This is a genomic window from Pseudomonas palmensis (assembly GCF_017848315.1).
GTDB lineage: Bacteria > Pseudomonadota > Gammaproteobacteria > Pseudomonadales > Pseudomonadaceae > Aquipseudomonas > Aquipseudomonas palmensis.
The window spans coordinates 85,385-98,522 of the sequence record NZ_JAFKEC010000002.1 but is presented as its reverse complement, the minus strand read 5'-3'; the positions used below and the strand labels follow the sequence as shown (position 1 = coordinate 98,522).

The window sequence follows — 13,138 nt, the reverse complement described above, 5'->3', positions numbered from 1 at the left end:
TTGAACCCGTACACTGGTCTCCAAGTTGAACGAATCGCCAAGGAGACCACCATGGGCCTGTTGATCGATGGCCGCTGGCATGACCAGTGGTATGAAAGCAGCAAAGACGGCACCTTCCAGCGCGAGAACGCGCAGCGGCGCAATCAGCTGCCCGCAGCCGACGCCGGGCGCTATCACCTGTATGTGTCGCTGGCCTGCCCCTGGGCGCACCGCACGCTGATCTTTCGCACGCTCAAGGGCCTGGACAAGCTGATCGACGTGTCGGTGGTCAGCTGGCTGATGGGCGAGAACGGCTGGACCTTCGACACAGCTCTCGGTTCGACAGGCGACAAGCTCGACCAGCTTGAATTCCTGCATCAGCGCTACACCCGCGACGACCCGCATTACACCGGCCGGGTCACGGTGCCGGTGCTGTGGGACAAGCAGGAACAACGCATCGTCAACAACGAGTCTGCAGAGATCATCCGTATCTTCAACACCGCCTTCGACGGGCTGACCAGCAATCGCCTGGACCTTTACCCCGAGCCGCTGCGCGCGAGCATCGATGCACTGAACGAGCGGATCTACCCTGCCGTGAACAACGGCGTGTACCGCGCAGGCTTTGCGACTACGCAAAAAGCCTACGAGCAGGCGTTCGACGAGCTGTTTGCCGAGCTGGATGCACTGGAAAAGCTACTGAACGACCAGCGCTACCTGGCCGGCGAGTACCTGACCGAAGCTGACTGGCGGCTGTTCACCACGCTGGTTCGGTTCGATGCGGTGTATCACGGGCACTTCAAGTGCAACCTGCGGCGCATCGCCGATTATCCGAACCTGTCGAACTGGCTGAGGGAGCTGTATCAGTGGCCGGGGGTGGCCGAGACGGTGAACATGGAGCATATCCAGCATCACTATTACATGAGCCACAAGACCATCAACCCGAACGGGATCGTGCCCAAGGGGCCATTGCAGGACTTTGCGGCGCGACATGATCGGGAGCGGCTGGTGGGCCGGGGGATTTGGGACAAGACCAGTTTTTGATCAGGGGTTGAAGGGCCCCTTCGCCAGCAAGGCTGGCTCCTGCAGTGGGTCGCGTGTACCTGCAGGAGCCAGCCTTGCTGGCGAAGCTGTTGTTACTGAGCCCCTTCGAACCACGCCAGCTTCTCGCGAAGCTGCACCACCTCGCCCACGATCACCAGCGTCGGCGCATGCACTTCATGCTCCGCCACCAGTTGCGGCAGGTCGGCCAGGGTGCCGGTAAACACCCGCTGGTTGGTGGTAGTGCCCTGCTGCACCAGCGCCGCCGGCGTACTAGCCGCACGACCGTGACGAATCAGCTCGGCACAGATGGTCGGCAAGCCCACCAGCCCCATGTAGAACACCAGGGTCTGCGCAGGCGCCACCAGGTCATTCCACGGCAGGTTGCTGGTACCGTCCTTGAGGTGGCCGGTCACGAAGCGCACCGACTGGGCATAATCGCGATGGGTCAGCGGGATGCCGGCATACGCCGAGCAGCCGCTGGCCGCAGTGATGCCCGGCACCACCTGGAAGGGTATGCCATGCTCGGCCAGCTCTTCGATCTCCTCGCCACCCCGGCCGAAGATGAACGGATCGCCGCCCTTGAGGCGCAGCACGCGCTTGCCTTGCTTGGCCAGGGTCACCAGCAGCTGGTTGATCTGGTCCTGCGGCACACTGTGATCGGCGCGGCGCTTGCCCACGTAGATGCGCTCGGCGTCGCGCCGGCACAACTCGATGATGGCGGGCGCCACCAGGCGGTCGTACAGCACCACATCGGCCTGCTGCATCAGGCGCAGCGCACGGAAGGTCAGCAAGTCCGGATCACCCGGCCCCGCCCCCACCAGGTACACCTCACCCGAGGTCTGCGGCAGCGCGCCGTCCACCTTGGCCTGCAGCAGGCGTTCGGCTTCGGCGCCCTGCCCGGCCAGCTGGCGCTCGGCAATCGGGCCCTGGAACACGTCTTCCCAGAACCCACGACGCTGGTTCACGTCGGGGTACAGCTCCTTGACCCGATGGCGAAAGCGCGCGGCCAGGCCGGCCAGTTCGCCATAGGCGGCAGGAATCCAGGTTTCCAGCTTGGCGCGGATCAGGCGTGCCAGCACCGGCGCATCGCCGCCGCTGGACACCGCTACCACCAGTGGCGAACGGTCGACGATCGCCGGGAAGATCACCGTGCACAAGGCCGGCGCATCCACCACGTTGACCGGCACACAGCGCTGGCGCGCATCGGCCGATACCTGGGCGTTGAGCGCCTGGTCGTCGGTGGCGGCGATGATCAGTTGGCAACCGTCGAGGTCGCTTTCGTGATAGCCGCGGGCCAGGGTCTGGCCGCCACTGGAGCGTGCCAGTTCGGCCAGCTGCCCCTCGATTTCAGGGGCAACCACCCGCAGCACGGCACCTGCATCGGCCAGCAGGCGAGACTTGCGCAAGGCAATCTCGCCTCCACCCACGACCAGCACCTGGCTGCCCCGCAGGTTGTGGAACAGCGGCAGGAACTCCATTTAACCGATGATCTCCAGGCCACCCATGTAAGGCTTGAGCACTTCCGGTACACGGATGCTGCCATCAGCCTGCTGGTAGTTCTCCAACACTGCCACCAGGGTACGGCCTACAGCCAGGCCCGAGCCGTTGAGGGTATGCACCAGCTCCGGCTTGCCGGTTTCCGGGTTGCGCCAGCGGGCCTGCATGCGGCGCGCCTGGAAGTCGCCGCAGTTGGAGCACGAGGAAATTTCGCGGTACTTGTCCTGGCTCGGCACCCACACTTCCAGGTCGTAGGTCTTCACGGCACTGAAGCCCATGTCGCCGGTGCACAGCGACAGTACGCGGTAAGGCAGCTCCAGCAGTTGCAGCACGCGCTCGGCGTTGGCAGTCAGGCCTTCGAGGGCTTCCATCGACTTGCCCGGCTCGACCACCTGGACCATCTCGACCTTGTCGAACTGGTGCTGGCGGATCATGCCGCGGGTATCGCGACCCGACGCACCGGCTTCGCTACGAAAGCACGGGGTGTGGGCGACGAACTTGATCGGCAGTTGCTTGGCATCGACGATTTCGCCGGCCACGATGTTGGTCAGCGACACTTCGGCCGTCGGGATCAGGTAGAAGTCGGCCTCGCCTTCGCGGCTGATCTTGAACAGGTCTTCCTCGAACTTGGGCAGCTGGCCGGTACCTTGCAGCGCCGGGGCCTGTACCAGGTACGGGGTGTAGGCTTCCTCGTAGCCATGCTCGGCGGTGTGCAGGTTGATCATGAACTGCGCCAGGGCACGGTGCAGACGGGCGATCGGGCCGCGCAGCAGGGCAAACCGCGCGCCCGACAGCTTGGCTGCGGTCTCGAAGTCGAGGTAGCCGTTGCGCTCGCCCAGGGCGACGTGGTCCTGGATCGCAAAATCGAAGCTGCGCGGGGTGCCCCAGCGGCGCACTTCGACGTTGTCGTCTTCATCGGCGCCCACCGGTACGCTGGCGTCCGGCAGGTTGGGGATGGTCAGCAGGATAGCGTCCAGCTCTTCGCGGATACCTTCCAGCTCCACCTTGCCGGCAGCCAGTTCGTTGGCCATGCGCTCGACGTCGGCCATCAGCGGGGCAATGTCCTCACCCTTGGCCTTGGCCTGGCCGATGGATTTGGAACGGGCGTTACGCTCGGCCTGCAGCTGTTCGGTGCGGGTCTGCACAGACTTGCGGCGCTCTTCAAGTGCTTCGATGCGCGCGACATCCAGGCTGAAGCCACGGGAAGCCAGGCGATCCGCCACTTCCTGAAGTTGGCCGCGTAACAGTTGGGAATCGAGCATATCGTTTTCTCGCTGGTTCAGAATTTGGTCAAGGACAAACCGGCCCAGGTGGCGAGCAGGCCACCCACTACACTGAGGCTGGCATAGCCGAACGCCAGGGGCGCTTGCCCGCTTTCGAGCAGGCGTACGGTGTCCATGGAAAAGGATGAAAAGGTCGTCAGGCCGCCAAGGAAGCCGACGATCAGGCCTGCGCGCAGCTCGACCGGCACCAGCGGGCGATGCAGAAACAGCCCGTAGAGCAAGCCGATCAGCAGGCAGCCAATCAGGTTGACCGCCAGCGTACCGAGATAGAAGTGGCGTGGCCAGTGGGCATTGACCCAATTTCCCGCGGCAAAGCGCAGCAGCGTGCCGGCAATGCCCCCGGCGCTGACTGCGGCCACCAGGGCAATCATGGCTTTCTCCGCTGGCGCGGGCTCAGGCGATCGAGTTCGGCCAGGTGGCGCAGCTTCTCGCCGATCTTCAGTTCCAGGCCGCGAGGCACCGGCTGGTAGTACTGGCGCGGCGCGAGGTCATCGGGAAAGTAGTCTTCGCCCGCCGCATAGGCATCGGGCTCGTCGTGGGCATAACGGTACTCGTCGCCGTAGCCCAGTTGCTTCATCAGCTTGGTGGGTGCGTTGCGCAGGTGCAGCGGCACTTCCAGCGAACCATGCTCGGCGGCTTCGCGCAGGGCGGTCTTGAAGCCCATGTACACCGCGTTGCTCTTGGGCGCACAGGCCAGGTACGTAATGGCCTGGGCCACCGCCAGCTCGCCCTCGGGGCTGCCCAGGCGCTCCTGCACGTCCCACGCAGCCAGACACAGGCTCAGCGCACGCGGGTCGGCGTTGCCGATGTCTTCGCTGGCCATGCGCACCACGCGCCGCGCCAGGTACAACGGGTCGCAGCCGCCATCGAGCATGCGTGCGAACCAGTACAGCGCCCCATCGGGGTTGGAGCCACGCACCGACTTGTGCAATGCGGAAATCTGGTCGTAGAAGGCCTCGCCGCCCTTGTCGAAACGTCGACGGGTATCGCCAAGCAGGCTTTGCAGCAGTTCCACCCCGATCTCGCTGCCGTCTTCGGCCAGGTCCGAGGCATTCTCCAGCAGGTTGAGCAGGCGCCGGCCATCGCCATCGGCGGCAGCCAGCAGCATCTTGAAGGCTTCGTCGCCCAGGCTCAGGTTGCGCTTGCCCAGGCCCCGCTCCTCGGTCAGTGCGCGCTCCACCAGGCGGTGCAACGCGGCTTCGTCCAGGCTCTTGAGCACATATACGCGCGCCCGCGACAGCAGGGCGTTGTTGAGTTCGAACGAGGGGTTTTCGGTGGTGGCGCCGATGAAGATCAGCGTGCCGTCTTCCACATACGGCAGAAAGGCGTCCTGCTGCGACTTGTTGAAGCGGTGCACCTCGTCGACGAACAGGATGGTGCGCCGCCCGTACTGGGCGGCCTGCTGCTTGGCGATCTCCACCGCCTGGCGGATCTCCTTGACCCCGGCCAGTACGGCCGAGACGGTCTCGAAGTGCGCCTCGCAGAACTGTGCCAGCAAACGCGCCAGGGTGGTCTTGCCCACCCCGGGCGGGCCCCAGAAGATCATCGAGTGCAGCGCGCCCTGCTCCAGTGCCTCGCGCAGCGGCTTGCCGCGCGCCAGCAGGTGCTGCTGGCCGACGTATTCGTCCAGGTTGGCCGGGCGCAGGCGCGCGGCCAAGGGCTGGGCAACAGGGTCACTTCGAAACAGGTCCATGGACGCGAGCTTGACCTCTTTACTCTTGAATCACGTCGGCGCCTTCAGGCACGACGAACTTGAATTTGCTCGCCGGGATCGGCTCATTGGCCTTGACCCCGCTGAACAGGATGTTGGTGCGCTGGCCGACGCTGTCGATCAGTTGCATATCGTTCACCAGCCCCTTGCGGAAGGACAGGCGCAGCGAGTCGAACAGGGTGTCCTTGGTTTTGGGCTTGAGCGTGAAATCGATCACGTCACCCTGTTGCTTGGAGGTGATATCGAAGCTCTGGCTGATTTTCGAGATATCACCCGACAACAGCAAGGCCGGCGTTTCGGTCAGACGCTCGTCGAGCTTCTTGATGGTCGCCTGTTCCAGGTCCGGGTCCCACAGGGTCACCTTCTTGCCGTCCGACACCACCACCTGCTCGGCAGGCGCATCGGTGTGCCAGTAGAACAGACCAGGGCGCTGTACCGCCATCTGACCGGTGGTTTCCTGCAACTGGGTGCCGCTGCCATCGAGGGTCAGTTGCGAGAAACCGGCAGAAATGGTCTTGGACGTCTCCAGCAATTGGGTCAGGCTTTTGACGTCCGCCTCTGCGGCGAAAACCGAAGCGCTGGACAGGGCCATGGCGGAAACCAACAGCATGCGAATCAGGCGCATGGAAATCCTCGTTGCAGTAGGGGTGGGCCGGCGGCCGTCAATGGCCGCCGGCAGATAAGGAATCATCAGTCGCGCATCGGTCCGGGCGCAATCACTTCACGCGAACCGTTGGTGTTCATGGCAGTGACCACACCGGCCATTTCCATCGCCTCGATCATGCGGGCGGCACGGTTGTAGCCGATCTTGAGCTTGCGCTGTACCGCGGAAATGGAGGCACGACGGCTTTCGAGCACGAACTGCACGGCCTCGTCGTACAGCGCGTCGGTTTCGGCGTCATCGTCACCGCCACCACCACCGCCCCCATCGAAGCCGCTGCCGGCCTCTTCGACACCGCTGAGGATGTCGTCGTTGTAGTCCGGGGCGCCGCGCAGCTTCCAGGCCTCGACCACGCGGTGAACCTCTTCGTCGGACACGAAGGCGCCGTGCACGCGAATCGGCAGGCTGGTGCCCGGCGGCATGTACAGCATGTCACCATGGCCCAGCAGTTGTTCGGCGCCGCCCTGGTCGATGATGGTACGCGAGTCGATCTTGCTCGATACCTGGAACGCCATGCGGGTCGGGATGTTGGCCTTGATCAGGCCGGTGATCACGTCCACCGACGGACGCTGGGTGGCCAGGATCAGGTGGATACCGGCAGCCCGCGCCTTCTGCGCGATACGGGCGATCAGTTCTTCGACCTTCTTGCCGACGATCATCATCATGTCGGCGAATTCGTCCACCACCACCACGATGGTCGGCAGGGTCTTGAGCAGCGGCGGCACGTCATCCATGCTTTCGCGCTTGAACATCGGGTCGTAGATCGGCTCGCCCGCCTCTTCGGCGTCCTTGATCTTGCGGTTGAAGCCGGCCAGGTTGCGCACGCCCATGGCCGCCATCAGCTTGTAGCGGCGCTCCATCTCGGCCACGCTCCAGCGCAGGGCATTGGCGGCGTCCTTCATGTCGGTGACCACCGGGCACAGCAGGTGCGGGATGCCTTCGTAGATCGACAGTTCGAGCATCTTCGGGTCGATCATGATCAATTTGGCGTCTTCGGGGCCGGACTTGAACAGGATCGACAGGATCATCGCGTTCACGCCCACCGATTTACCGGAACCTGTGGTACCGGCCACCAGCAGGTGCGGCATCTTGGCCAGGTCGGTGATCACCGGCTTGCCGCCGATATCGTGACCCAGGGCCATGGTCACAGGCGACTTGGCCTCGTCATACTGCGGCGACGACAGCACCTCGGAGAAGCGCACGATCTGGCGGTCTTCGTTGGGGATCTCGATACCCACCGTGGTCTTGCCCGGGATCACTTCGACCACGCGCACGCTGGTTACCGCCAGCGAGCGCGCCAGGTCCTTGGCCAGGTTGGCGATGCGGCTGACCTTGACCCCGGCGGCCGGCTGGATTTCGTAGCGGGTGATCACAGGGCCGGGGTGGATCGAGTCCACCGACACTTCAACCCCGAACTCCTTGAGCTTGATTTCCAGCAGATGGCCCACGCCCGCCAGGGACTCTGGCGAATAGTTGACCTTCTTCTTCTCGGCCGGGTCGAGAATCGAAATCGGTGGCAGCGTGCCTTCGATGGCGCTGTCCACGAACAACGGCGCCTGCTTTTCCTTCTGCACGCGCTTGCTCGGCTCTGGCGCCTTGGCCGGCGCCGGCATGATCACCGGTGGCACATGCTGCTCGCGTTCGGCCACATGCTTGCTCAACGCGGTATCGCGCTCGATGATGCGTTCCTTGGCCTTGAGCTGCTCGCGGCGGTCGGGCACCACAGGCGCCACCACGTCGTGCACCTGCTCGTCGACTTCACGCAGTTGGGCAACCAGGCGCTTGCGCTCGTTGCGCCCGGTCCACCAGCGGTTGGCCGCACCCTGGAACAGTTCGAACAGGTCGAGGGTGATCTTGCCGGTGATGTCCATCACCTTGAACCACGACAGGTCGGTGAACACGGTCAGGCCGAACAGGAACAGCGCGATGAACATCAGGGTGCTGCCCTGCACGTTCAGCGCGTTCTTGGCCAGGTCACCCAGGCTTTCGCCCAGCGCGCCGCCCGCCGAGGCCGGCAGGCTCGGGGCCGAATGGAAATGGATATGCGCCAGCGCGGCGCCCGACAGCACCAGGAACACCAGGCCGATCAAACGCCAGGAGAACAGCCAGCCGCTCCACTGCCAGGGCTGATGACGTTCGCGGAAGATCTGCCAGGTCTTGATCGCCAGCAGCAACGGGAAGATATAGGCGAAATAGCCCAGCACCATGAACAACACGTCGGCAAAGAACGCCCCGGCGCGACCGGCGGCGTTCTGCACCTGCTCGACATTGCTGGTATGGCTGAAGCCCGGGTCGGCCTGGTCGTAGGTGAGCAGGGCCATCCACAGGTACAGGCACAGCGCGCCCATGGCGATCAGCGCACCTTCCTTGAGCCGGTAGTGCAGCTGCTGGCGCCAGATCGGCTCGGGGTTGGGTGTTGCGGTGGATTTCTTCAAAACGCGTCTATTCCTGCGCTCAATGCGCGTCCAACAGGGGTCGACCGGGCGACCGGGTCAACAAACCACTACTTTTAACATTACTGCCCGCCTGCCGCCATGACGGCACGCCGGAACGAGGCGTAAACGGGGGCCAATTTCCTATACGGCAATTTGAGCACGCATTCTCTTTTGTGACAAAGGCTTATGCGGGGTTTTTGCGTAGTTGGGACAGCATAGTGCAGGTTAAGTTGCGCCGCCCGCCAACGCCGGCGGCGCAACGGCAGGCGCCGGCCTTGCCGACGAAGCCTTTTGCGGCGATCCTTCCCCTCCCCTCCTCCACCGCACGGCGACCCACCTCCATGCTGACCTGGCTGAGCCGCAACAACCTGGACTTCCCGCCCCTGGAAAAGGCCCTGCACGAACCCAACGGCCTGCTCGCCGCCGGCGGCGACCTGAGTGCCGAGCGCCTGGTGCAGGCCTATCGCCATGGCTGCTTCCCCTGGTACCAGGACGGCCAGCCGATCCTGTGGTGGTCGCCCGACCCGCGCACCGTGTTGTTCCCGGACGAGCTGCACGTGTCGCGCTCGCTGCGCAAGGTCATTCGCCAGGGCCGCTATCAGGTCAGCTTCGACCAGGACTTTGCCAGCGTGATCAGTGCCTGTGCGGCGCCTCGCGACTATGCCGACGGCACCTGGATCACCGACCCCATGCAGGCTGCCTACCTCACGCTGCACCAGCAGGGCTTCGCCCACTCGGTGGAAGTGCGCGAAAACGGCGAGCTGGTGGGCGGGCTCTACGGCCTGGCCATGGGCCGCCTGTTCTTTGGCGAATCGATGTTCAGCCGCGCCGACAACGCTTCCAAGGTGGGCTTCGTGCACCTGGTCGAACACCTCAAGGCGGCCGGCTTCGTGCTCATCGACTGCCAGATGCCCACCAACCACCTGCACAGCCTCGGCGCCCGCTCCATCGCTCGCAGCGCCTTTGCCGAGTACCTGCGCAACTACCTCGACCAGCCGGCCAACGTCAGCTGGGCCTGACGTCCTGGCGTTTGCTAGGCGAGTTTTCACAGCTGGCTTACACTTAATCCAAACGCACCTCCCGAGGGGTTGATCATGACAGAGCTGGCGCGGTTGAAGTTTTATGCCACTCAACCCCATGCCTGCAGCTACCTGCCAGACGAGCAAGCCACCACGCTGTTTCTCGACCCGAGCCAGCCAATGGACGCCAACGTCTACGCAGACCTGTCGGAAATGGGCTTTCGTCGCAGCGGCGACCACCTGTACCGCCCGCATTGCCAGAACTGCAATGCGTGCGTACCTGCGCGCATCCCGGCGGCTCGCTTTACGCCCAATCGCCAGCAGAAGCGCATCATCAAGCGCAACGCCGACCTGGTGGTGACCCCCGCACGCCCTCGGTTCAACGAAGAATACTTCGAGCTGTACCGCCGCTACATCGAGCAGCGCCATGCCGACGGCGACATGTACCCGCCCAGCCGCGACCAGTTCTCCACCTTCCTGGTCCGCGACCTGCCGTTTTCACGCTTCTACGAGTTTCGCCTGGACGGCAAGCTGCTGGCGGTGGCGGTCACCGACCTGCTGCCCAACGGCGTATCGGCGGTGTACACCTTCTACGAACCCCAGGAAGAACGGCGCAGCCTGGGACGTTTCGCGATCCTCTGGCAGATCAGCGAAACCCTGCGCCTGGGGCTTGAAGCGGTCTATCTCGGGTACTGGATCAAGAACTGCAAAAAGATGAATTACAAGACCCAGTACCGCCCCATCGAGCTGCTGATCAATCAACGATGGGTCACGCTTAACTGAAACCCTTGGCTTGAACCCCATTTTTCGGGCACAATGCACGCCACTTTTTAGCCTGGCGCAGTTGCACCGGGCCGGCAACTGGACACCGAGGGCTTTACTGCATGTCGAAAGAAGACAGCTTCGAAATGGAAGGCACTGTCGTCGACACCCTGCCCAACACCATGTTCCGCGTGGAGTTGGAAAATGGGCACGTCGTTACCGCGCATATCTCCGGCAAGATGCGCAAGAACTACATCCGTATTCTCACCGGCGACAAGGTCCGCGTCGAACTGACGCCTTATGACCTGAGCAAAGGGCGCATCACCTACCGCGCCCGCTAAACGCTACACACAAGAACGCCCGGCCAGTGCCGGGCGTTTTTGCGTGCCTGCCTGAAAAGCCTCGCCGGCCAGGCCGACCCCTACCAGGGCTGCATCACCCCGCAGGAGCCGGCCGTGCCGGCGAACGCGATCAGGCCATCTCGGCCGTGGTCTCGAAGTCGAACACCAGCTCGCCATCGCGCAGGTCGATGTGCACCACGCCGCCATGCTCGGCCAGCTCGCCAAACAGGATCTCTTCGGCCAGCGGCCGCTTGATCTTGTCCTGGATAAGCCGCGCCATGGGCCGCGCACCCATCTGCGCATCGTAGCCACCGGCTGCCAGGTAGCTGCGAGCAGCATCCGACACCTCCAGCAGTACGCGCTTGTCTTCCAGCTGGGCCTGCAGTTCGGTGAGGAACTTGTCGACCACGCTCTTGATCACTTCGTGGCTCAGGCGACCAAACTGGATGATGGTGTCCAAGCGGTTGCGGAACTCCGGCGTGAAGCTCTTCTTGATCACTTCCATCGCGTCGGACGAGTGGTCCTGATGGGTAAACCCGATCGAGGCCCGTGCCGCAGTCTCGGCGCCGGCGTTGGTGGTCATGATCACGATGACGTTGCGAAAGTCCGCCTTGCGCCCGTTGTTGTCGGTCAGGGTACCGTGGTCCATCACCTGCAGCAGCAGGTTGAAGACTTCCGGGTGAGCCTTCTCGATTTCATCGAGCAGCAGCACGCAATGCGGCTGCTTGGTGATGGCTTCGGTCAACAGGCCGCCCTGGTCGAACCCGACATAGCCCGGAGGCGCACCGATCAGGCGCGACACGGTGTGACGCTCCATGTACTCGGACATGTCGAAACGCACCAGCTCGACCCCCAGCGCCTTGGCCAGCTGACGCGCCGCCTCGGTCTTGCCGACCCCGGTAGGGCCTGCAAACAGGAACGAGCCCACCGGCTTGTCCGGCGCCTTCAGGCCGGCACGCGACAGCTTGATGGCGGTGGCCAGCGAATCGATCGCGGCATCCTGGCCAAACACGGTCAGCTTCAGGTCGCGCTCCAGGTTGCGCAGCAGCTCCTTGTCGGAACTGGTGACGTGCTTTGGCGGAATGCGCGCAATCTTGGCGACGATGTCTTCCACCTGCTGCACATCGATGCGCTTGACGCGCTTCTCTACCGGCTGCAGGCGCTGGTACGCCCCCGCCTCGTCGATCACGTCGATGGCCTTGTCCGGCATGTGACGGTCATTGATGTAGCGCGCTGCAAGCTCCGCTGCGGCACGCAGCGACTCATCGCTGTACTCGATGCTGTGATGGGACTCGAAACGCCCCTTGAGGCCGCGCAGGATGCCGATGGTGTCTTCCACCGACGGCTCGCTGACATCCACCTTCTGGAAGCGCCGCGCCAGGGCCCGGTCCTTCTCGAAGATGCCGCGGAACTCCTGGAACGTAGTCGAGCCGATGCAACGGATATCACCCGAAGACAGCAGCGGCTTGAGCAGGTTGGACGCATCCATCACCCCGCCCGATGCCGCACCGGCGCCGATGATGGTGTGGATTTCGTCGATGAACAGGATCGCCTGCGGACGCTTGCGCAGTTCGCCGAGCAGCGCCTTGAAGCGCTTCTCGAAGTCGCCACGGTACTTGGTACCGGCCAGCAAGGCGCCCAGGTCCAGCGAATAGACCACGCTCTGGGCCAGCAGGTCAGGCACCTGACCGTCGACGATACGCTTGGCCAGGCCTTCGGCGATGGCGGTCTTGCCCACCCCGGCCTCGCCCACCAGCAGCGGGTTGTTCTTGCGCCGACGCGCAAGGATCTGCGCCACGCGCTCGACCTCGGTCTCGCGCCCCACCAGCGGGTCGATACGCCCCTGGCGTGCCAGTTCATTGAGGTTGCTGGCATAGGCATCCAGCGGATTGCTCGAGGACGAGGCTTCGCCGCCGTCTTCGTCCTGCATGTCCTGCTCGCCGTCCTGGTGTTCGCCATGGCCCGGCACCTTGGAGATGCCGTGGGCGATGTAGTTGACCACGTCGATTCGCGCGACACTTTGCTGTTTGAGCAGGAACACCGCCTGGCTTTCCTGCTCGCTGAAGATCGCCACCAGCACATTGGCGCCGGTGACTTCACGTTTACCCGAGCTCTGTACATGGAACACGGCACGCTGAAGCACCCGCTGGAAGCCCAGGGTTGGCTGGGTCTCGCGGTCTTCATCATGCACGGGGATCAGTGGCGTGGTGGAGTCGATGAACTCCTGCAGGTCGTGCTTGAGCTTGTCGAGGTTGGCTCCACAGGCACGCAAAACGGTTGCGGCGGCCTCATTATCCAAAAGCGCCAGCAGAAGGTGTTCGACGGTCATGAACTCATGACGCTTCGAACGGGCCTCCTTGAAGGCCAGATTGAGGGTGACTTCGAGCTCGCGGTTTAACATAGCTTCAC

General features: G+C 63.7%; 11 protein-coding genes. 4 read left to right on the top strand and 7 right to left on the bottom strand.

All coding sequences use genetic code 11. The features are described 5' to 3' along the window. Nucleotides 1–51 precede the first annotated feature (51 nt). A complete protein-coding gene (locus JZZ72_RS01830) occupies nt 52–1,020 on the top strand; it encodes a glutathione S-transferase family protein (RefSeq protein ID WP_088515151.1) in 969 nt (322 codons plus the stop codon). 92 nt (nt 1,021–1,112) lie between these two features. Here JZZ72_RS01830 and cysG read toward each other — a convergent pair whose 3' ends face one another. From cysG to ftsK, 6 genes are all read right to left on the bottom strand, one after another. Continuing rightward, complete coding sequence (cysG, locus tag JZZ72_RS01825) at nt 1,113–2,498, bottom strand: siroheme synthase CysG (protein ID WP_043860844.1); 1,386 nt, start codon at nt 2,496–2,498, stop codon at nt 1,113–1,115. Beyond that, nucleotides 2,499–3,779 (bottom strand): serine--tRNA ligase, encoded by a 1,281-nt coding sequence (gene serS, locus JZZ72_RS01820; RefSeq protein WP_054915099.1) that lies wholly within the window; start codon nt 3,777–3,779, stop codon nt 2,499–2,501. A 17-nt stretch (nt 3,780–3,796) separates the two neighbouring features. After that, a complete protein-coding gene (crcB, locus tag JZZ72_RS01815) occupies nt 3,797–4,171 on the bottom strand; it encodes a fluoride efflux transporter CrcB (RefSeq protein ID WP_043860846.1) in 375 nt (124 codons plus the stop codon). Further along, a complete protein-coding gene (locus JZZ72_RS01810; RefSeq protein ID WP_043860847.1) occupies nt 4,168–5,493 on the bottom strand; it encodes a replication-associated recombination protein A in 1,326 nt (441 codons plus the stop codon). Before JZZ72_RS01810 ends, crcB begins: the two co-directional genes overlap by 4 nt. 19 nt (nt 5,494–5,512) lie before the next feature. After that, complete coding sequence (gene lolA / locus JZZ72_RS01805) at nt 5,513–6,136, bottom strand: outer membrane lipoprotein chaperone LolA (RefSeq protein ID WP_043860848.1); 624 nt, start codon at nt 6,134–6,136, stop codon at nt 5,513–5,515. Nucleotides 6,137–6,201: 65 nt separating this feature from the next. After that, nucleotides 6,202–8,607, bottom strand: coding sequence for a DNA translocase FtsK (gene ftsK / locus JZZ72_RS01800; RefSeq protein ID WP_058541214.1), 2,406 nt, complete (start codon nt 8,605–8,607; stop codon nt 6,202–6,204). 341 nt (nt 8,608–8,948) lie between these two features. Here ftsK and aat point away from each other — a divergent pair, with 341 nt between their 5' ends. The 3 genes from aat (at nt 8,949) to infA (ending at nt 10,729) form a co-directional block, all read left to right on the top strand. Then, nucleotides 8,949–9,626, top strand: a complete 678-nt coding sequence (gene aat / locus JZZ72_RS01795) for a leucyl/phenylalanyl-tRNA--protein transferase (RefSeq protein ID WP_088515153.1) — start codon at nt 8,949–8,951, stop codon at nt 9,624–9,626. A 75-nt stretch (nt 9,627–9,701) separates the two neighbouring features. Then, nucleotides 9,702–10,409 (top strand): arginyltransferase, encoded by a 708-nt coding sequence (locus tag JZZ72_RS01790; RefSeq protein WP_043860851.1) that lies wholly within the window; start codon nt 9,702–9,704, stop codon nt 10,407–10,409. Nucleotides 10,410–10,510: 101 nt separating this feature from the next. Beyond that, nucleotides 10,511–10,729 carry a translation initiation factor IF-1 gene (gene infA / locus JZZ72_RS01785; RefSeq protein WP_002553999.1) on the top strand — a complete coding sequence of 73 codons (219 nt, stop codon included), beginning with the start codon at nt 10,511–10,513 and terminating at the stop codon, nt 10,727–10,729. A 130-nt stretch (nt 10,730–10,859) separates the two neighbouring features. On the opposite strand, the gene clpA is transcribed toward infA, so the two are convergent. Then, nucleotides 10,860–13,130: an ATP-dependent Clp protease ATP-binding subunit ClpA gene (clpA, locus tag JZZ72_RS01780; protein ID WP_043860852.1), complete on the bottom strand. Its 2,271-nt coding sequence runs from the start codon at nt 13,128–13,130 to the stop codon at nt 10,860–10,862. Between the last annotated feature and the right edge of the window lie 8 nt (nt 13,131–13,138).

Coding starts and splice junctions, on each gene's coding strand:
- crcB (WP_043860846.1), bottom strand. CDS start 4,171: ATGATTGCCCTGGTGGCCGCAGTCAGCGCCGGGGGCATTGCCGGCACG.
- serS (WP_054915099.1), bottom strand. CDS start 3,779: ATGCTCGATTCCCAACTGTTACGCGGCCAACTTCAGGAAGTGGCGGAT.
- clpA (WP_043860852.1), bottom strand. CDS start 13,130: ATGTTAAACCGCGAGCTCGAAGTCACCCTCAATCTGGCCTTCAAGGAG.
- JZZ72_RS01790 (WP_043860851.1), top strand. CDS start 9,702: ATGACAGAGCTGGCGCGGTTGAAGTTTTATGCCACTCAACCCCATGCC.
- JZZ72_RS01810 (WP_043860847.1), bottom strand. CDS start 5,493: ATGGACCTGTTTCGAAGTGACCCTGTTGCCCAGCCCTTGGCCGCGCGC.
- JZZ72_RS01830 (WP_088515151.1), top strand. CDS start 52: ATGGGCCTGTTGATCGATGGCCGCTGGCATGACCAGTGGTATGAAAGC.
- cysG (WP_043860844.1), bottom strand. CDS start 2,498: ATGGAGTTCCTGCCGCTGTTCCACAACCTGCGGGGCAGCCAGGTGCTG.
- infA (WP_002553999.1), top strand. CDS start 10,511: ATGTCGAAAGAAGACAGCTTCGAAATGGAAGGCACTGTCGTCGACACC.
- aat (WP_088515153.1), top strand. CDS start 8,949: ATGCTGACCTGGCTGAGCCGCAACAACCTGGACTTCCCGCCCCTGGAA.
- lolA (WP_043860848.1), bottom strand. CDS start 6,136: ATGCGCCTGATTCGCATGCTGTTGGTTTCCGCCATGGCCCTGTCCAGC.